Here is a 20,489-nt window from a genome sequence, read left to right on the forward strand (position 1 = left end):
AAATAGAAGCGATGATCACACTATTGGTAGTATTGGGTATTACGATCATTCTGTTTGTTTGGGGAAAGTTTCCACCGGATGTGGTGGCCCTAATGTCCATGTTATCCCTGTATTTGCTTGGTATCCTGGACATTCAAGAAACCTTGTCTGGATTCAGCAATTCAACAGTGATCATGATTGCGGCCTTGTTCATTATTGGAGAAGGACTTTCAAGAACGGGATGGACAGCCGTGGCCGGACAGCGATTTGTAAAATGGGCCAAGAGCAGCGTTCCCAAACTGCTGGTCATTGTAACCCTGGGATCTAGTTTACTGTCTGGATTTGTAAGCAACACAGGAACTGTTGCTGCCTTGCTGCCAGTTACGGTAACCGCAGCCTGGAATGCAGGAACACTACCGTCCAAATTATTGATGCCAGTGGCATTTGGCTCCAATACGGGAGGTTTGCTTACCCTTACTGGGACACCTCCAAATATTATTGCCAGCAATGCTCTGGTGGAAAACGGATTGGAAGGATTTTCATTTTTTGAGTTTGGATTGATCGGCCTTCCGCTGCTTTTGATATCCATTCTCTATTTCAGATATGTGGGCTACCGATTGTTGCCCAGTCATAGAACCAAGAATAGACCTATGGCATTGGATGAGGAAATGCATAAATGGATTGAGAACTACAGTATAGGGGATAACCTATACCGACTGCGTATTAGGTCCATGTCTCCGCTGATCAACTCCAAGGTTGGGGATTGGGATTTTGAAGAAGTCCATAATGTCTCCCTCATGCGATTAAAAAGAAGGCATCCCCATCCGCTGCAAGGCATACATCAATTTGTGGAATTACCAGACCCCCAGACAGAGATGCGGTACCATGATATCATCACGGTGAAGGGAGAAGCCGAGGATGTGGATAAACTGGTACTGAAATTTAGTTTGGGGGTAATTCCATGGAAGCCTGAAAAAGATTTGCTTAAAAAGGAGCTGATCAACCAAGAAGTTGGAATGGCCGAGATGATCATCACCCCTAAATCTGTTTTTGTGGGCAAGACCCTCCCACTTGGGCATTATCTAAGTCAAGCAGGGGTTCAACTCTTGGCAGCCTCCAGAAACAGCAGGCCACTAAGTGGAAAAATTAAGATTGAAGCCGGAGACGCTTTTGTGATTCGAGGGCCATGGGAAAACATGGAGACTTTGACCTCCATGTATGAAAACTTAGTCATTTCGGGAAGCCCTGAAGCCCTGTCCAAAAATGTGGACATGATAACGCCCAAAAGTTATATCGCACTGGGAACCTTAGTATTGATGATTGCCCTTTTGGTATTTAAAATATTGCCCGGTGCCATTGCAGCCCTTGCCTGTGCTGGAATTATGATGTTGACTGGCTGTGTTCCCATAAGCAAGGCCTATAAAGGAATTAGTTGGACCAGCGTGGTAATGATTGCCGCAATGATTCCCATGGGACTGGCTTTGCAGAAAACAGGAGTGGCCCAAATGGCCGCAAATAGTTTGGTCGATTTACTGGGGAGTATACACCCTACGGCATTACTGGCAGGCATATTTTTATTGACTACCACCTTTAGCCAGACAATAAACAACTCGGCCACCGCAGTCTTGATGGCACCTATAGCCATAATGGCGTCAACAACCTTGGGGGTGTCTCCCAAGCCTTTTATGATCGCTGTGGCCATAAGCGCCTCCACGGCATTTTTAACTCCTGTGGGGACCACCACCAATGCAATGGTGCTGTCTTCTGGGGGATACAAGTTTACAGATTATGTGAAAGTAGGAGGGCCACTGCTGCTCCTATTCTTTATAGCAACACTAGTACTGGTTCCATTGATATGGAGCTTTTAACCTTAAAACAGAAATTATGGACGAAGTCATGGAAACAACCAAAGATTTAAGCAAATATGGCTTACAGAACGCTACGGCACATTGGAATTTAAGTGCTGAGACCTTGCAAAAGATTACTGTGGAAAAAGGAATGGGCGTGGAGACAGAAAATGGCACCCTGTCCATCAACACGGGAAAGTTTACCGGACGATCTCCAAAAGACCGTTTTTTGGTAAAGGATGAGTACACCAAGGACAGGATTTGGTGGGGCCGAATCAACAAACCCATTTCTCCTGAAAATTTTGACAAGCTTTATGATGAGGTGGTAAATTACCTTTCCGATAAAGAAATCTATGTTCGGGATGGAGCGGTATGTGCCGATCCAAAATACCGCACCAATGTGCGTACCATTACAGAATTTCCTTGGTCCAATTACTTTATCAAGAACATGTTCTTGAGATTGAACGAAGCAGAATTGGAAGATTTTGAAGAGGATTGGCTTGTGTTATGTGCACCGGGCTATGAGTGTCCAAACCCAAATGAGTTTGGAATCATAGCAGGGAACTTCTCTATTTTGAACTACACCAGAAAAATTGCACTTGTTGGAGGTTCTGAATACCCGGGAGAGATGAAAAAAGGTGTTTTCACGGCCTTGAATCTAATTCTTCCTGTGGATAAAAATGTGCTGCCCATGCACTGCTCTGCCAATGTTGGCAAAGAGGGAGATACGGCGATTTACTTTGGACTTTCCGGAACAGGGAAGACCACACTTTCTGCCGATCCAGACCGAAAATTGATCGGTGATGACGAGCATGGCTGGACCGAGGATAACACGATTTTTAATTTTGAAGGAGGCTGTTATGCGAAGGTCATCGATTTAACAGAGGAAAAAGAGCCGGACATTTATAGGGCCATTCGCCCTGGAGCACTTCTGGAAAACGTAGTTTTTAAGGAAGGAACCAAGGAAGTGGATTACTTTGATAGCAGCATTACCCAAAACACCAGGGTGAGCTATCCTATTGATCATATCGACAATATCCAGACCCCTTCGTATGCCGGCAATCCAAAGAACATATTCTTCTTGACCTGTGATGCCTTTGGTGTATTGCCTCCAGTATCCAAGTTAAGCCCTGGCCAGGCCGCATATCACTTCATTTCCGGATACACCGCCAAGGTGGCTGGGACCGAGGCAGGTATCAATGAACCTGTGCCTTCTTTCTCTGCTTGTTTTGGAGAACCTTTTATGCCTTTGCACCCAGCGGTTTATGCTGAAATGTTGAGCAAAAAAATGAAGGAAGCCGGGGTAAACGTTTGGTTGATCAACACGGGATGGAGTGGAGGTCCTTACGGTGTGGGATCCCGAATTAAACTGAAGTATACCCGAGCCATGATTTCGGCTATTTTGGAAGGAAAATTGGATGAAGTTGAGTTTGATGCCCACCCAGTTTTTGGATTGCATATGCCTAAATATTGTCCTGGGGTTCCCACGGAAATATTGGATCCCATGAACACCTGGTTGCAAAAAGGAGCTTATGTGAGTAAATCCATTCAGCTGGCACATTCGTTTCATATTAACTTTGATAAATTTGCTAGTGAAGCATCAGAGGAAATCCTTAATGGAGGTCCCTTGATTGATTCGCACCATAGCTTGGATCATCATTTTTAATCAAAAACAGTGTGAGCGAAACAAATAGATTTCAAATAGAACATCTTGGAGTGCCAAATTATAAATCTCCCCTGCAGTTAAGTACTGTCAGGGGAGATCATATCTTTAATTTCGTCAGCGAATCGGATCGGTTGGTCTTTGATATTTCCATGGATCAATACACCCATTGCCTTTCTACCGGCGAGGAGCCCAATTGTTTGGAAAAGGCGGGCCCCCGTCAAAATATCTTTTTTGACCCCAAGGAAACCACGGCAGCCATAGTAACTTGCGGAGGTCTCTGTCCGGGAATAAACAATGTGATACGCGGGGTGGTCATGGCCCTTCATTACTTCTATGGAATCAAACGCATCGTAGGTATACCCTACGGCTATGAAGGCCTAAATCCTGAAATGGGTCACGGATTTGTAGAACTCACACCGGAAAAAGTTAAGGACATTCATCAGTTTGGGGGCACCTTTTTAGGTTCTTCCAGAGGAGGACAGGATGTGTCCGTAATGGTGGATACCTTGGAGTCCAACAACATCAATATGCTGTTTGCCATTGGAGGGGATGGTACCCTCAAAGGGGTGGATGCCATTGGTGAGGAAATCAAAAAAAGAGGAGCCAATATCAGCGTAGTGGGAATTCCAAAAACCATTGACAATGATATTGATTTGATTGATGAGTCCTTCGGATTTGAAACCGCCTTTGATGTGGCCAGTCCTATTCTCAGGGACGCGCACAATGAAGCGGCAGGAGCATATAATGGTATTTCCATAGTCAAACTTATGGGGCGGGATAGTGGTTTTATTGCCGCATCCGCGGCTTTGGCCATGCCTGTGGTAAATTTTGTGTTGATTCCGGAGATGGATTTTCAGTTGGAAGGGGAATTAGGATTTTTAGGGGTGTTACGAAAACGTCTTGAAAGAAAAAAACATGCGGTCATTGTAGTGGCCGAAGGTGCAGGTCAGCAACTTTTTACGGATAAGAACAGGGTCAAGGATGCATCAGGAAATGTAAAGCATGCGGATATTGGGGTTTTTCTAAAGGATAAAATCAAGGAGTATTTTACGGATATTCCGGTGACCATCAAGTACATTGATCCCAGTTATATTGTTAGAAGTGCCCCGGCCAATTCCAGCGATAGTGTTTACTGCAGTCGCTTGGCCTATCATGCCGTACATGGGGCCATGGCAGGGAAGACCAAGTTTGTGGCGTGTAAAGTGAACAACAAGTTTGTGTACATCCCTATTTCGGAAGTCACCAAAAAACGCAAGAAAATAGATTTGGAAAGCGAGTTTTGGTTTTCGGTGCTGCAGAGCACGGGGCAACCTTTCTTGCTGAAGTAAGATTTCACGGGTAAACATCATCTTTTTGGGGGCCCATTGTAAAGGGATAGCAAATTTTGTCCTACCCAATCCTGATAATTGTCATTTTTTCCGGAATAGGGTCTGGCTAGCTTTATACTGATTTTAAAAAATAATATTATGGTAGTCAACATTCAATATCAGAAAATGAAGTCCAGTGAATCCTTGAACAAAATATTGTTGAAGAAGTTAGAACGTCTTGGGGACAAGTACAGTTGGGTTATTAAGGCCAACGTACTGTTCAAAATTGAACATGACAAAGCTGGGGAAGATAATATTTGTGAGATTGAATTGAGTGCTCCCGGGCCCAGATTGTTTGCCAAGTCCAAATCGCATGATTTTGAGAAATCCATGGCAGAGACCGTGGACGATTTAAAAAGACAATTGGAAAAAAGACAAGGGGTCTTTATTAGACATTGATAGGTAATTCCTGAGGTACCGCAAAGTGAACCATTAAAATTAAGACGATGAAACCAAAGTTGATTCTATTATCATTGATTCTTTTGACTGGATGTGCTTCCACCCAATTGGTGGGAACCTGGAAGAATCCGGATATTGTCTTGTTTGATGCCTACAAAGTTCTGGTGGTGGGGATGAGTCAAGACGATGAGGTACGCATCGAGTTTGAGACCCGATTGACGGAAAAATTGGAACAAACGGGAGTGGAAGCCATGCGCAGTATAGATCTTTTTGATGTGGAGTTTACCTCTTCTGAAAAATCGGAGGAAGAACTTTCCGATGTAGAACAGCAATTGTTGGATAAGGGCTTTGATGCCATTCTTTTCACCAAAGTTGTTGGAACGGAAAATAGGCGGACCTTTAGGGAGCGTATGAACAAGTTCAATAACCTATATACCCGTTTTAGTACGGATTATCTAGGGCATCAGGATATGTATTATGACCCTGAGTACTACGAGACCTTCAATTTATACCATATTGAAACAGCGCTCTACTGTATCTGTGTGGATAAGGAACGAGAACTAATTTGGAAGGGAGACTTTGAGGTAACCGAACCTAGTAAGGTGAACAAAACCATTGACACATACATCAGGCTAATGACCACCGCCATGCAGGAAGAGGATGTGATTTTTTAGGTGATTTCAAGAGCTTAACAATGCGGTAGACCAACCATCTGCCGCATTTTTTTATCCCAAAAGCCCTAAAAAGTCCAAAAGGATGCAAACAGGGATGGCTATCAAAATGATTACAAGGACAAACACCATAAGCCGTAAAAAGCCAACCAGCATTTTGTTGCCAAAAGAGATTTCATCAGTCATAGTAGTGTAATTTCCTATCAATGTACGGAATTATTCACAGATGTTTTGCAAATGTCCACGCTATATTCGACTAAATGTCAGCTTTTAAGCATGTGATGTACAATCCTGTCTTATTCGGATTTGCCGCTCAACTTCCTGCCCAATTCCTCCAGGGATACCCCTTTGGTTTCTGGCATCTTAAAGATGGCCCATAGGAGTTGCAGTACCATCATGCCGGCAAAAAAGTAATAAATATACCATACTGAATCCTTCATATAGCCTTCTTGGTCGTCAAGAAAGATAGGTGTTACCAACGTGATCAGTGCGGCAAAGACCCAATGCGTACTTGTGCCCCATGACTGTCCAAAAGCTCTGACCCGGTTTGGAAAGATTTCGGAAATAAACACCCATATCACAGCCCCTTGACCTATAGCGTGGGAAGCTACGAACAAACAAATGAACAAGATGGTAAACGATGGGGCAAGTTGCTGTTGAAAACATATGCCCACCATGATCAAACTAAAAATGTAGCCCAAAGACCCTATAATGATCAATTGGCGGCGGCCCAGCTTATCCAGTAGCCGTACACCAATAATGGTAAACACCAGGTTGACTATGCCAATGGCTATGGAATTGAAGAGAGATTCCTTGCCTCCCAAACCTGCCTGTTCTAATATTTCAGGAGCGTAGTACAACACAAAATTGATCCCGGACAACTGGTTGAAAAAAGCTATCAAAAATCCCAACCACAGAATTTTGGAGTATTTTTTTTGGAAAAGACCTTCATTGGAGGCCGTTAGGTCTAGATTTGATTTTATCTCATGGATTTGTTTTTCAGCTTCTTCTAAAGAATAAATGCCCTTAAATACCTCCAGTGCGGCTTCGGAATCTCCTTTTGCGATATCAACCACCTTGGGCTGTTCGGGATCTTTAGTACCATTAGGGTATATAACAAGGCGGGCAGTGCTTCAATGCCCAACATCCACCGCCAATCGTTGGCTCCATCAAAACCTTTGAGGGCCCAGTTTGAAATAAAAGCCACCAAAATCCCAAAGACGAGCCAGAATTGGTACAATCCACCCAATTTTCCCCTATTGCTGCTGGTAGTAATCTCAGAAATGTAAATTGGGGCGGCCACTGACGAAACCCCAACCCCAACACCACCAACAAAACGAAAGAAAGAGAACAAATAAGGTTCGGGGGCCACGGCACATCCCAAAGCGGAAACAAAAAAGAGCACTCCTACCCAGAACAGGGTTCTTTTTCTGCCCAAATTTTTTGTGGGGATACCACCAAGTAGAGCACCAAGCACAGTTCCCCAAAGGGCCATGCTCATAATAAAGGTGCCATGGAAAAGTGGGCTTGTGTCCCAAAGTTCTTTGATTGGCAAGTTGGCCCCGCTGATTACAACGGTATCAAAACCAAATAAAAAACCCGCTAGGGCAGCGGTAAGGGAAATTCTAAAAATGCGGTTGTTCATCAGGTTGATTTTCGCTAAAACTAGGAAAAATTTAAAGAATGCTTTTGATCAACTCCATAACTTTGGATGTGGCGCCCACATTTTGTTTGATATATAAGGAATTGATTTCACCAGTTTGCTTTCTATAACTTTCATCCAGCACCAGCTGATCTAGAAGTGATTTGAATTCCGATTCATTCTGCACCACACAGATTCCTTTTTTATCAACCAAATCCTCAGCTTCCTTGAATCCGCTATAATCAGGGCCAATGATAACCGGTATGCCAAAAACGGCAGGCTCCAAAGTATTGTGCAGTCCTGTGGCAAAGGCTCCACCCACATAGGCCACATTCGCATAGCTATAAATTTTGGTCAACAGTCCAATGGTGTCAACAATGAGCACATCATATGTACTTAGGTCATCACCTGCCTTTATTTCTGAATAGCAGATCACTGCTTTGCCAATGGATTCCTTGATTTTTTCGATATGGGCCGGCTTTATGGTATGTGGGGCCAGTACAAATTTAACTTGGTGGGAAGAGGCATTGATATATGCTGTCAATATTTGCTCATCTTCAGGCCAGGTACTTCCCGCAACAAAACAAAGATGGTTTTGCTTAAAGCCATCCATAAAATCCAATTGGTTATGCTGTACCAGTATTTCTGAGACGCGATCAAAACGTGTATCCCCACTTACCACAAGATTTTGATGCCCCAGTGATTTCAAGAGCAATTTGGAGTTTTCGTCCTGAACAAAAAAATGGGTGAATGCATTGAGGCTTTTCCGCATAAAACTGCCCCATGGTTTAAAAAAGACTTGTCTTTTGGAGAAAATCGCAGAAACCAACAAGGTTGGAATATTTCTTTGCTTCAGCTCCCTGAGGTAATTGGGCCAAATCTCATATTTGATAAAAATGGCGAGATCTGGATTTAGACTATCCAAAAATTGTTTGGCGTTGGATAGCGTATCCATGGGTAGGTACAGAATAAGATCGGCAAGCGAACTTTTCTTTTTTACCTCATACCCCGAGGGCGAAAAAAAGGTGAGCACCAATTTATGGGAAGGATATGTAAGTCGGATTTGTTTTAAGATAGGAACCCCTTGCTCGTACTCTCCCAAAGAAGCAACATGCATCCAAATCCATTTGTCATTGGTCTCGTCCAGCGACTTAATGATGTTTTTGGATTTTTTTCGGCCCGTAACAAACAATTTCATTTTTGTGCTAAACAGGGCTGCAAGATGAAGGCTCCACCAGGTCAGCCTTAGCAATAGGTCGTAAATGAGGTGCAAGAGATTCATTTTCCGCTAAATTACATTCTTTCATCAATAGGCCATTATGGCATCTTAATTTCTTAATTTTGTAACTCAATTTATCTTGATGAAGAAAATACAGATGGTTGACCTTAAAGGTCAATACGAAGGGATAAAAAATGAGGTGAATTCTTCCATCACCGAAGTCCTGGAATCCTCAGCATTTATTAATGGTCCTTATGTTCATTCCTTTCAAAAGGAACTGGAAGATTATTTGGAGGTAAAACATGTGATTCCCTGTGCCAACGGAACAGATGCATTGCAGATTTGCATGATGGGACTGGGCTTACAACCTGGGGATGAGGTTATCACTGCTGATTTTACCTTTGCGGCTACCGTAGAGGTTATCGCCCTACTCAATTTAACCCCTGTCCTTGTTGATGTGGAACCGGACACGTTCAACATTGATCCCAAAGCCATTGAAAGAGCAATTACATCCAAAACCAAGGCCATTGTGCCCGTGCACCTTTTTGGGCAATGCGCCAATATGGATGCGATCATGCAACTAGCGGAAAAGCACAACTTGTTTGTGATTGAGGACAACGCCCAGGCCATAGGTGCCAGTCATACTTTTCAAGATGGTAGTAAGAAAAAGGCGGGAACGATCGGTCATGTGGCCTCTACCTCCTTTTTTCCTTCCAAAAATTTAGGCTGCTATGGCGATGGCGGAGCCATTTTCACCAATGATGATGATTTGGCGCATGTTATACGGGGAATGGTCAACCACGGAATGTACAGAAGATATTACCATGATGTTGTAGGGGTGAACTCCCGTTTGGATTCTTTACAGGCCGCAGTACTGAAGGCCAAACTCCCCAAATTGGATGAGTACAACAAGAAGAGGAGAGAAGCTGCAGCAAAATATTCCAAAGCTTTTGATGGGCAACCCAATATTGTGGTTCCGAAAATACTGAGCGATGAGATGGATGGCCATGTTTTTCATCAGTATACACTTCGGATTTTGAACGAAAAAAGAGACGAACTGGTGCAACATTTGAACGATAACGGCGTTCCATGTGGGGTGTACTATCCAGTTCCGCTCCATTTGCAGAAGGCCTATGTTGATAATCGCTATGATGAGGCGGATTTTCCGATCACCAACCAATTGGTCAAAGAGGTGATTTCGTTGCCAATGCATACAGAATTGGATGACGAACAAATTGTATTTATCACCAACTTGGTCTTGGATTTTGTAAACAATCAACCATGAAAATACTTGTAACAGGGGGACTTGGGTTTATAGGGTCCCATACCGTTGTTGAACTTCAAAATGAAGGTTTTGAGGTGGTCATCATTGATAATTTATCCAATTCATCTGAAGATGTTCTGGATGGCATAGAAGCCATTACCGGAATACGGCCCATTTTTGAAAAATTTGACCTTCGGGATAAGTCCGATGTTCAGGATTTCTTCAAAAGGCATAGTGATCTGAAAGGGGTTATCCATTTTGCTGCATCAAAAGCTGTGGGAGAGAGTGTGGAAAAACCGCTCCTGTACTATGAAAACAATCTTGGGGTTTTGGTGTACATGCTTCAAGAGCTCACAAAAATGGATAAGGCCAATTTCATTTTTAGTTCTTCCTGTACGGTTTATGGACAGGCAGACGAGTTGCCCATTACGGAAGACGCCCCGGTAAAACCTGCGGAATCCCCGTATGGAAATACCAAACAAATTGGCGAGGAAATTATTAGGGATACCTGTAAAATTAGCCCGCAATTGTCAGCCATTGCGCTACGGTATTTTAATCCAATTGGGGCTCACCCATCTGTGGAGATAGGGGAATTGCCCCTGGGAGTGCCGCAAAATTTGGTGCCCTTTATCACTCAGACTGCGGTAGGGCTAAGGGAACAACTTTCTGTTTTTGGAGATGATTATCCCACAGAAGATGGAACCTGTATCCGGGATTACATTCATGTGGTGGATGTGGCAAAAGCTCACGTTGTGGCGTTACAACGGTTATTGAATCAAAAAAATGAAGGCAATTACGAGGTATTTAATCTTGGGACAGGCACAGGCAGCTCGGTCTTGGAGGTTATTCACAGTTTTGAGCGTGTTTCCGGTAAAAAATTGAACTACAAGATCGTGGATAGACGACCTGGAGATGTGATCAAAGCCTATGCCGATACCACAAATGCAAATGAAGTGTTGGGTTGGAAAGCGGGGTCTACTTTGGATGATTCCATGAAATCGGCCTGGGATTGGGAGCGCAAGGTAAGAGGTTAATATCGACAACAAAGAAAATCAAAGAGCCCGTCATACGACGGGCTTTTTTTTTGCTCATCTGGACAGGGTGCTATGGCTTTAACGGAATCAATGCTTACATTTAGAGGATAATCTTTTAGCTAACTCAGATATGAAAAACTTTCTTTTACTTCCGGCATTGCTTGTGGGATCTATCCTAATGGCCCAAGAGACCTATCTACATTGTGGTAATATTGTGGACGTCCAATCCGGCAAAACACTTTCGGAGAAGACCATAGTGGTTTCTGGAAAATCCATTAAATCCATTCAAAACGGGTACAAAACTGGAGGTGAGGAGGACATCGTTATCGATTTAAAAGATAAGACTGTCCTACCTGGTTTTATTGATATGCATGTGCACATAGAAACGCAATTCAACCCACAAACCTACGTTCAACGGTTTACCTTAAATGAAGCTGATGTAGCATTTATTTCGTCCTTACATGCCAAGCATACCTTGATGGCTGGATTTACTACAGTGAGGGATTTGGGGGGCAGTGGTGTCAATATTGCCCTTAAAAAAGCTATAGCTAACGGCACGGTTGCTGGTCCACGGATTTTTACAGCAGGAAAATCCATTGGTACCACGGGGGGGCATGCAGACCCTACCAACGGTATGAAAAAGGCATTGATGGGCGACCCAGGTCCAAAGGAAGGTGTTGTGAATTCGCCCGAGGATGGAAGAAAAGCGGTACGGCAACGCTACAAAGATGGTGCGGATGTGATTAAGATAACCGCAACCGGTGGTGTTTTAAGTGTAGCTAAAAGTGGACAGAATCCACAATTTACCATAGAGGAAATCAAAGCGATCACGGAAACCGCCAAAGACTACGGAATGTTAACAGCAGCCCATGCCCATGGGGATGAGGGTATGCAAAGAGCCATATTAGGTGGAATCAAGACCATTGAGCATGGAACCTTGATGAGTGATGAGACCATGGATTTGATGGTAAAGCATAATTCGTTTTTGGTACCTACGATCACTGCAGGAAAGCAGGTGACCGAAAAGGCCAAGATAGCAGGTTATTTTCCACCGGTAGTGGCCAAAAAAGCCAGTGAAATAGGCCCAAAAATTCAAGGAATGTTCCAAAAAGCGGTCAAAAAGGGTGTGCCCATTGCCTTTGGTACGGATGCGGGGGTGTTCCCCCATGGCGAAAATGCCCGGGAATTTATCTATATGACCGAAGCAGGAATGCCAATAATGGAAGCTATTAAATCTGCTACGGTGACCAATGCCAAGCTATTGGGAATGGGGGACAATCTGGGGCAGCTAAAGGAAGGTTTTTTGGCAGACATCATTGCAGTGGATGAAAGCCCAAAAGACAATGTGGAAACCCTTCGGAATGTGACTTTTGTAATGAAAGAAGGTAAAGTGTATAAGTCAATGTAAACCATTTTTGCCCACCTGGCGTATATATCGCATGCTTCCCCAATACAATAATAGCTTGGAGGTCTTAAAAGAGGCGAAAAAGGAGCGTCTTTATGGGGATTTGCTTTTGCAACTTAAAAAAGACTTTGCGTTGGCCAGTGCTCCATTGGACTTTTCCAAGGACATTGAGGCAAAAGACTTAAAGTCCCTATTGCATGAGAAAATCTATTTTCTGATTTTGGAAAAATTCCAGAACTATTTGAACCTACTTTATGTGGTGGATATCCCTGAAAGGGAAATTAAAAAGTTAACCGCTCTGGATGCCGTGGATGCCTCTTCCGCCGTTTGCTTTTTGATCCTTAAAAGGGAGTGGCAGAAAGTTTGGTTTAGACATAAATATAACTCCTAGGTGGATTTTGTCAAATTAGGCTAAGTTTGTTGATGTACCTATGGTATTTGTTGTATTTTTGACTAAATTTTTGCATTGCTTTTGCTAGAAAATATCAATGGATAAATATTCCTTTTTAAATGCTGCGCACACCTCATTTTTTGCGGAGCTATACGATAAATATCTAACAAGCCCAGATAGTCTTGAACCCAGTTGGAGGGCTTTTTTCCAAGGTTTTGATTTTGGATTGGAAAGCTCCTTGGAAGATTTGGGGGTGGAAACTCAAGAAACGGGTATGGTGGTGCTTTCCAATGGAAAGCAGGTAGAAATGCCCGAAACGCTTCAAAAAGAGTTTCAAGTCATTAGGTTGATTGATGGTTATCGGTCTCGAGGACACTTGTTTACACAAACCAACCCTGTTCGGGAAAGAAGAAAGTATGAGCCGACTTTGGAAATTTCCAATTTTGGTCTGACCAATGCCGATTTGGCTACGGTTTTTGACGCAGGGAAGATTATTGGAATCGGTTCCAGTTCCCTAAAAGATATTATTGCCCACCTCCAGCGTATCTATTGCGATGCCATTGGGGTGGAGTATATGTATATCCGAACCCCGGAACGGATTCAGTGGATTCAGGATTGGTTGAATGTAAATGATAACCATCCCAATTTTTCTCCAGAAGAAAAGAAAAATATTCTCAGAAAACTGAATGAGGCCGTTTCGTTTGAAGGATTCTTGCACACCAAATATGTAGGGCAAAAACGCTTTTCCTTGGAAGGTGGCGAATCTTTGATTCCCGCTTTGGATGTCATTATCGAGAAAGCCGCAGATGCTGGCGTGAAGCAATTTGTAATGGGAATGGCCCATCGTGGCCGATTGAACGTACTGACCAACATCTTTGGTAAATCGCCCAAGGATATCTTTAGCGAATTTGATGGGAAGGATTATGAAGAGACCATCTTTGATGGAGATGTAAAATATCATTTGGGATGGACTTCAACAAGAGAAACAGACTCGGGAAAAGTGGTCAATATGAATATTGCCCCCAACCCGTCCCACCTGGAAACGGTAAACGGAATTGTTGAAGGGATTGCAAGGGCAAAACAAGACCGATATCACCAAGAAAATGTATCCGAGGTACTGCCAATTTTAGTGCATGGTGATGCCGCATTTGCAGGACAGGGAGTAGTATATGAAATCATACAAATGGCCCGCTTGGATGGCTACCATACGGGAGGAACCATTCATATTGTGGTCAATAACCAAATAGGATTTACAACCAATTATTTGGACGCACGATCGTCCACCTATTGCACGGACGTGGGCAAAGTGACTTTGTCGCCAGTATTGCACGTAAATGCAGATGACGCAGAGGCAGTGGTGCATGCGGCTACTTTTGCGCTGGAATATAGAATGCGTTACAAACGCGATATTTTCTTGGATTTGTTGGGATACAGAAAGTATGGGCACAATGAAGGGGACGAACCCAAGTTTACCCAACCCCTATTGTACAAATCCATTTCCAAGCACAAAAACCCAAGGGATATCTATGCCGAAAAATTGATTGCGGAAGGTATCATTGACAAGGATTACGTCAAGAGCTTGGAAGCAGAATACAAGAAAAACCTGGAAGAGGATTTGTTGGATTCCCGTAAGGTGGAGAAGACCCGTATTACTCCTTTTATGCAAGATGAGTGGGAAGGTTTTAGACAGGTGACGGAGGATGCCATGTTGGGTGAAATCAACACCAAATATCCACTTAAAAAGCTGGACGAAATTGCCAAGAGCATAACAGGCCTGCCAGAAGGCAAAAAGTTTTTGCGCAAGCTGGAAAGGCTAGTGGCTGCCCGGAATAAAATGTATTTTGAAGACAACCAACTGGATTGGGCCATGGGCGAGCTTTTGGCCTATGGGTCTTTGATGGAGGAAGGCTATGATGTCCGTATGACCGGTCAGGATGTGGAACGGGGAACCTTTTCCCATAGACATGCGGTAATCAAGACCGAAATGCATGAGGAGGAAGTAGCCCTGCTCAATGAATTGGGAGCAAACCAAAATGGGAAGTTCCATATATACAACTCCCTATTATCAGAGTATGCGGTGATGGGATTTGATTATGGCTACGCCATGGCTAGTCCGAAAACCTTGACCATATGGGAAGCGCAGTTCGGAGATTTCAGTAATGGAGCACAGATTATTATTGATCAATACCTGTCCTCCGCGGAGGATAAATGGAAATTGCAGAACGGATTGGTGCTATTGCTGCCACATGGGTATGAAGGTCAGGGTGCTGAGCACTCTTCTGCAAGAATGGAAAGGTACCTTCAGCTTTGTGCCAAGGACAATATGTACGTGGCAGATGTCACAACCCCCGCCAATATGTTCCATTTGTTGCGAAGACAAATGAAAGCTGGGTTTAGAAAACCCTTGGTAGTTTTTACCCCAAAAAGTTTGTTGAGACATCCAAAGGTTTTATCCACCAAGGAAGAAATGGCCAAGGGAAGTTTCCAACCGTTAATTGATGATACGGAAGCGTCTGCACCCAAGGTGAAAACCCTGGTTTTCTGTACGGGGAAATTCTACTATGATTTGCTCGACAAAAAAGAAGAATTGCAGCGAGACGATGTGGCCTTGGTCCGTTTGGAACAATTGTTCCCGCTACCTTCCAAGGAAATGCGGAGTGTGCTAAAGAAATACAAGAATGCGAAGGATGTGGTGTGGGCCCAGGAAGAACCCAGAAATATGGGAGCTTGGGGGCATTTGTTGATGCATTTTGAAGAAGCCAAAACCTTCAGGGTGGCTTCGCGAAGATTCTATGGAGCTCCTGCTGCGGGAAGTGCAGTAAGATCTCAAAGAAGACATGCGCAGGTCTTGGAATATGTCTTTGACAAGACCAAGGATAATATGGTTAGACGATAATTAAAAAGCATAAACTAGAATAACATGGTTTTAGAAATGAAAGTTCCCTCGCCAGGGGAATCCATAACCGAGGTAGAAATAGCAGAGTGGTTGGTGCAAGATGGTGATTATGTGGAAAAAGACCAGGCCATTGCCGAGGTCGATTCTGATAAAGCTACTTTGGAACTTCCAGCGGAAGAAAGTGGAATCATAACCCTAAAGGCTGAAGAAGGTGACGCCGTTGCCGTAGGTGAGGTGGTATGTTTGATTGATACCAGTGCCGCCAAGCCAGAGGGAGATGCAGCTCCTGCCGCAGAAGCCAAATCTGAACCGAAGGAAGAACCAGCAAAAGTGGAAGCCCCAAAAGCGGCTGAAGCAAAAAAGGAAACCTATGCTTCCGGAACACCTTCTCCTGCGGCCAAGAAAATCTTGGATGAGAAGGGCGTTGATGCTACCTCTGTTTCTGGAACAGGAAGGGATGGACGAATCACCAAAGATGATGCTGTAAAAGCAGTTCCATCCATGGGGACTCCAACAGGTGGAAACAGGGGAGAATCCCGTTCCAAGCTTTCGATGCTTCGAAGAAAAGTAGCTGAACGATTGGTTTCTGCCAAGAATGAAACGGCTATGTTGACCACCTTCAACGAGGTGGATATGTCTCCCATTTTTGCGCTACGAAAAGAATACAAGGAAACCTTTAAAGAAAAACACGGGGTAAGTCTTGGGTTTATGTCTTTCTTTACAAAGGCCGTAGTCCGTGCTTTGGAAATGTATCCCGCGGTAAATTCCATGATCGATGGCAAAGAAATGTTGTCTTTTGATTTTTGTGATATCAGCATAGCTGTATCCGGACCAAAAGGATTGATGGTTCCCGTAATAAGAAATGCAGAGAATTTAACTTTCAGAGGTGTGGAAGCCGAGGTTAAAAGGTTGGCCATTAGAGCTAGGGAGGGAGAGATCACTGTGGATGAAATGACCGGAGGTACCTTTACCATAACCAACGGAGGGGTGTTTGGCTCCATGTTGTCCACGCCTATTATTAATCCTCCGCAAAGTGCCATACTTGGAATGCACAACATTGTGGAACGACCCATTGCCAAGGATGGACAGGTGGTCATTGCGCCAATTATGTACGTGGCTTTGTCCTATGACCATAGAATTATTGATGGAAAGGAATCCGTGGGATTCTTGGTTGCCGTGAAGGAAGCATTGGAAAGTCCTGAAGAATTACTGATGGACGGCAATGTAAAGAAGGCTCTGGAGTTATAGGGCAGATTAGCTTCGATTTTGTTTCTGGCGCTCTTTTAGGGATAGGGAACTTCCTAGGGTCTATCGCATGCTAAAAAGGTGAAAATGCTTGGATTTGAAAATGGGAAATTCCATTAATTCTCTCAGCTTTTGTCCATTTTGTATGTTTAACCAATAACCAATACGGTGAAGGTTTTCAGGTAATTGATTATGGCTTTTTCAAAAACAAGCACCTTTTATCATAGTCGATAATAGCTTTTCCTTTATTAAGGATATCTCCGCCTATAATGCCATCAACAGGTAGGGAGTTATGTGAGGTTAAGGCCTGATTTACATGGACCAAATCAAACAGCACGATTTTCTGTTTTTTCTTGGTCCAAGACCCAATCTGAACTTTGTTTTTTGCAGAGACCAAGGTTTCCATTTCGGTTGCACCCGCACCTGCAGCCTTGATATCAGATACTTCAGAAATCATTTTGAAGTAGTCTATTTTATCCATGCCCACACAGGTGTTGGAGGCTCCCGTATCCAGGATAAATCGACCTGAGATCCCATTGATCATGGCTGAAATTTCAAAATGATTGGTGGCTGTCAACACCAAGGGTATCCGCGCGTAATTTTTGGATTTCAAGAATTTTTTGAGGGTTTTCATCCACAATTTTTATTAAAGATAAACCTATTTTTGCTTTATGGTTATAACGGATACACATACCCATTTGTATAGCGAAGCCTTTGATGAAGATCGGGCCCAAATCATACAATCTGCCATGAATTTGGGAGTGGAACGATTCTTCATTCCAGCAATTGATTCCACCTATACCCAATCCATGTTGGATTTGGAATCTGACTTTCCCAACAATGTTTTTTTGATGATGGGATTGCATCCTACCCATGTGAAAGAAAACTTCAAGGAAGAATTGCAGCATGTGGAGGAGATGTTGGCCAAAAGAAAGTTCTATGCGGTGGGGGAAATCGGTATCGATTTGTACTGGGATAAATCCTTTTTAAAGCAGCAGCAAGAAGCTTTTATCCATCAGATTAGGTTGGCGAAGAAATACCAACTTCCCATTGTGATCCATTCCCGGGAATCCTTTGACGAGATATTTGAAGTATTGGAACAGGAAAAAGGTGAAGATATGTATGGGATATTCCATTGCTTTACCGGAACGTTGGAGCAGGCGCATCGAGCTATTTCGTTCAATATGAAACTGGGAATTGGAGGGGTGGCCACCTTCAAAAATGGAAAAATAGATCAGTTCTTGCATGAAGTGGACCTGGAGCATATCGTCCTTGAAACGGACTCCCCATATCTGGCGCCAGTGCCGTTTAGGGGAAAGCGAAATGAAAGTTCCTATATAATTAAGGTGTTGGAAAAGTTATCTGAGATCTATAGCATGGACAAGGAAGCGATTGCCAATATTACCACGGAAAATTCAAAACAGGTTTTTGGAATTTAATCTGAAGAAATGAAAACAAACATATTGTTGATCTATACGGGAGGCACCATTGGAATGGTCAAGGATTATGAAACTGGAGCTCTAAAAGCGTTCAATTTTGAAGAGCTGGTCAACAACATTCCTGAACTGAACCAACTGGATTGTGAAATTCAAGGGCTTTCATTGGAGGACCCCATTGATTCTTCAAACATGAATCCAAAATACTGGGCAACCATAGCCACCATGATTGAGGAAAACTATAAAGCTTATGATGGTTTTGTGGTGCTGCATGGGAGCGATACCATGAGCTATTCAGCATCGGCCCTAAGTTTTATGTTGGAGAATTTGGCCAAACCTGTCATCTTTACCGGGTCGCAGTTGCCCATTGGGGACCTGCGCACGGATGCCAAGGAAAATCTGATTACCTCCATTCAGATTGCAGCATTACAGAGCAAGGGTAAACCCGTGATTCAGGAGGTGGGGCTATACTTTGAATATAAGCTGTACAGGGCCAATAGGACAACCAAAATCAATGCGGAGCATTTTGAGGCGTTCGCTTCCCTAAATCATCCACCTTTAGTAGAATCTGGAGTGCATCTTAATGTGCATCATTCCTATCTGTTGAAACGACCTTCAAAATCAAAACCCTTACAAGTGCACAAGAACATGGACGACAATGTCATGGTGCTTAAACTTTTCCCGGGATTGAATCAAGAAGTGCTAAAATCGGCTTTGCAAGTAACGGGATTAAAAGTATTGATTCTGGAAACCTATGGTGCTGGAAATGCTCCAATGGACGATTGGTTTTTGTCTGAAATTGGAAAAGCCGTCCGCAAAGGTCTACATATTATTAATGTTACCCAGTGTTCTGGAGGAAGTGTTGCCATGGGGCTTTATGAGTCCAGTGAAAAGCTCAGGCAGATGCAATTGATTAGTGGAAAGGATATTACGACGGAGGCGGCAATTACCAAGGCGATGTACCTGTTGGGAACCAAGGTTTCCCGCAGGCTTTTTAAAACCATTTTCGAAACTTCCTTACGCGGCGAAATGCACTAAAATTAACTCCTTAAATTTCGTTAAATAATTATTTTTTCGTTTATTGCTCGGCCTATACTGAGATTGATTAGAGAGGTGGCCGAGTGGTCGAAGGCGCACGCCTGGAAAGTGTGTATACACCAAAAGTGTATCGAGGGTTCGAATCCCTTCCTCTCTGCTAGGTATTAAAATTCTTTGGTATAAAAATTTTTATATCTTTAACATTATTAACTAACTAAATTTAAGTTTTAGAAAAATGAAAAAATTATCCTTTACTCTGGCTGCTGCCGGAATGTTTGTTATGGGAACTACAACTGCATCTGCAGCTATGTTTCAAGATGAAGCCGCGGCCGAAGCCAGCAAAGGTTTCACCCAGGTTTTGAAAGAACAGTTTATCCAAGGGGGTCCTGCTTTCATGGGAATCGTACTTTTATGTTTGATCCTGGGATTGGCGGTTGCCATTGAGAGAATAATTTATTTGAATTTGGCCAGTACCAATTCTGCCAAACTGAAGCAACAAGTGGAAGATGCTTTGGCTTCCGGTGGCGTTGAAGCTGCTAAAGAGGTATGCAGAAACACCAAAGGGCCTGTTGCTTCCATTTTCTACCAAGGTTTGGATAGAGCTGGTGAAGGTTTGGAATCCGCTGAAAAAGCTGTTGTGGCTTATGGTGGGGTTCAAATGGGACAATTGGAGAAAAACGTTTCTTGGCTATCATTGTTTATCGCTATTGCACCCATGCTTGGGTTCATGGGAACGGTAATTGGTATGATTGCGGCCTTCCAGAAAATTGCAGCTGTGGGTAACTTGAGTGCCTCTTTGATTGCTGGTGATATTCAGGTGGCGTTATTGACAACCGTATTCGGTTTGATCACTGCGATTATCCTTCAAATTTTCTACAACTATATCATTGCAAAAATCGATAGTATCGTAAATGACATGGAAGACTCCTCCATATCTTTAATAGATATGTTGGCAGCACATAAAAAGTAATTACGAAATTTAAACTATCG

General features: G+C 43.3%; 16 protein-coding genes, 1 tRNA gene and 1 pseudogene. 15 read left to right on the top strand and 3 right to left on the bottom strand.

The genetic code is table 11. The annotated features are described in order from the left end of the window. The first annotated feature begins 11 nt into the window (after positions 1-11). The 5 genes from ACO6S0_RS00680 to ACO6S0_RS00700 all read left to right on the top strand — a co-directional run bounded on the left by ACO6S0_RS00680 (position 12) and on the right by ACO6S0_RS00700 (position 5,932). Complete coding sequence (locus ACO6S0_RS00680; protein WP_422350134.1) at positions 12-1,847, top strand: SLC13 family permease; 1,836 nt, start codon at positions 12-14, stop codon at positions 1,845-1,847. A 16-nt stretch (positions 1,848-1,863) separates the two neighbouring features. Next, on the top strand, positions 1,864-3,492 hold the full coding sequence (gene pckA / locus ACO6S0_RS00685; protein ID WP_422350135.1) for a phosphoenolpyruvate carboxykinase (ATP): 1,629 nt from the start codon (positions 1,864-1,866) through the stop codon (positions 3,490-3,492). Between the two features lie 11 nt (positions 3,493-3,503). Continuing rightward, positions 3,504-4,820 (top strand): ATP-dependent 6-phosphofructokinase, encoded by a 1,317-nt coding sequence (locus ACO6S0_RS00690; protein ID WP_422350136.1) that lies wholly within the window; start codon positions 3,504-3,506, stop codon positions 4,818-4,820. Positions 4,821-4,958: 138 nt separating this feature from the next. Beyond that, on the top strand, positions 4,959-5,258 hold the full coding sequence (locus ACO6S0_RS00695) for an HPF/RaiA family ribosome-associated protein (protein WP_422350137.1): 300 nt from the start codon (positions 4,959-4,961) through the stop codon (positions 5,256-5,258). Positions 5,259-5,305: 47 nt separating this feature from the next. Further along, entirely contained in the window at positions 5,306-5,932 is a 627-nt protein-coding gene (locus ACO6S0_RS00700) for a hypothetical protein (RefSeq protein ID WP_422350138.1), read from the top strand. Positions 5,933-6,225: 293 nt separating this feature from the next. Here ACO6S0_RS00700 and ACO6S0_RS00705 read toward each other — a convergent pair. Beyond that, positions 6,226-7,574: pseudogene (locus ACO6S0_RS00705) on the bottom strand (sugar porter family MFS transporter). A 31-nt stretch (positions 7,575-7,605) separates the two neighbouring features. Then, positions 7,606-8,853 (bottom strand): 3-deoxy-D-manno-octulosonic acid transferase, encoded by a 1,248-nt coding sequence (locus ACO6S0_RS00710; RefSeq protein ID WP_422350139.1) that lies wholly within the window; start codon positions 8,851-8,853, stop codon positions 7,606-7,608. 79 nt (positions 8,854-8,932) lie between these two features. On the opposite strand from ACO6S0_RS00710, the gene ACO6S0_RS00715 reads away from it, so the two are divergent. The 6 genes from ACO6S0_RS00715 to odhB all read left to right on the top strand — a co-directional run bounded on the left by ACO6S0_RS00715 (position 8,933) and on the right by odhB (position 17,028). Then, positions 8,933-10,075 carry a DegT/DnrJ/EryC1/StrS family aminotransferase gene (locus ACO6S0_RS00715; protein WP_422350140.1) on the top strand — a complete coding sequence of 381 codons (1,143 nt, stop codon included), beginning with the start codon at positions 8,933-8,935 and terminating at the stop codon, positions 10,073-10,075. Further along, positions 10,072-11,088: a UDP-glucose 4-epimerase GalE gene (galE, locus tag ACO6S0_RS00720; RefSeq protein ID WP_422350141.1), complete on the top strand. Its 1,017-nt coding sequence runs from the start codon at positions 10,072-10,074 to the stop codon at positions 11,086-11,088. The genes ACO6S0_RS00715 and galE overlap by 4 nt, the downstream gene beginning before the upstream one ends. Before the next feature lie 130 nt (positions 11,089-11,218). Further along, positions 11,219-12,496 carry an amidohydrolase family protein gene (locus tag ACO6S0_RS00725; protein ID WP_422350142.1) on the top strand — a complete coding sequence of 426 codons (1,278 nt, stop codon included), beginning with the start codon at positions 11,219-11,221 and terminating at the stop codon, positions 12,494-12,496. A 31-nt stretch (positions 12,497-12,527) separates the two neighbouring features. After that, positions 12,528-12,884 carry a hypothetical protein gene (locus tag ACO6S0_RS00730; RefSeq protein WP_422350143.1) on the top strand — a complete coding sequence of 119 codons (357 nt, stop codon included), beginning with the start codon at positions 12,528-12,530 and terminating at the stop codon, positions 12,882-12,884. 97 nt (positions 12,885-12,981) lie between these two features. Continuing rightward, positions 12,982-15,780, top strand: coding sequence for a 2-oxoglutarate dehydrogenase E1 component (locus tag ACO6S0_RS00735; RefSeq protein WP_422350144.1), 2,799 nt, complete (start codon positions 12,982-12,984; stop codon positions 15,778-15,780). Positions 15,781-15,804: 24 nt separating this feature from the next. Beyond that, entirely contained in the window at positions 15,805-17,028 is a 1,224-nt protein-coding gene (gene odhB / locus ACO6S0_RS00740; RefSeq protein WP_422350145.1) for a 2-oxoglutarate dehydrogenase complex dihydrolipoyllysine-residue succinyltransferase, read from the top strand. 187 nt (positions 17,029-17,215) lie between these two features. On the opposite strand, the gene ACO6S0_RS00745 is transcribed toward odhB, so the two are convergent. Then, positions 17,216-17,659 (bottom strand): retropepsin-like aspartic protease, encoded by a 444-nt coding sequence (locus ACO6S0_RS00745; RefSeq protein WP_422350146.1) that lies wholly within the window; start codon positions 17,657-17,659, stop codon positions 17,216-17,218. Positions 17,660-17,696: 37 nt separating this feature from the next. On the opposite strand from ACO6S0_RS00745, the gene ACO6S0_RS00750 reads away from it, so the two are divergent. From ACO6S0_RS00750 to ACO6S0_RS00765, 4 genes are all read left to right on the top strand, one after another. Continuing rightward, a complete protein-coding gene (locus tag ACO6S0_RS00750) occupies positions 17,697-18,464 on the top strand; it encodes a TatD family hydrolase (RefSeq protein ID WP_422350147.1) in 768 nt (255 codons plus the stop codon). 9 nt (positions 18,465-18,473) lie between these two features. After that, positions 18,474-19,499 carry an asparaginase gene (locus tag ACO6S0_RS00755; RefSeq protein WP_422350148.1) on the top strand — a complete coding sequence of 342 codons (1,026 nt, stop codon included), beginning with the start codon at positions 18,474-18,476 and terminating at the stop codon, positions 19,497-19,499. Positions 19,500-19,568: 69 nt separating this feature from the next. After that, positions 19,569-19,656: transfer RNA gene (locus ACO6S0_RS00760), tRNA-Ser, on the top strand. Between the two features lie 78 nt (positions 19,657-19,734). Next, positions 19,735-20,469 (top strand): MotA/TolQ/ExbB proton channel family protein, encoded by a 735-nt coding sequence (locus ACO6S0_RS00765; RefSeq protein ID WP_422350149.1) that lies wholly within the window; start codon positions 19,735-19,737, stop codon positions 20,467-20,469. Positions 20,470-20,489 lie beyond the last annotated feature (20 nt).

This window comes from Flagellimonas sp., assembly GCF_965233845.1.
In the GTDB taxonomy this organism is placed as follows: Bacteria; Bacteroidota; Bacteroidia; order Flavobacteriales; family Flavobacteriaceae; genus Flagellimonas.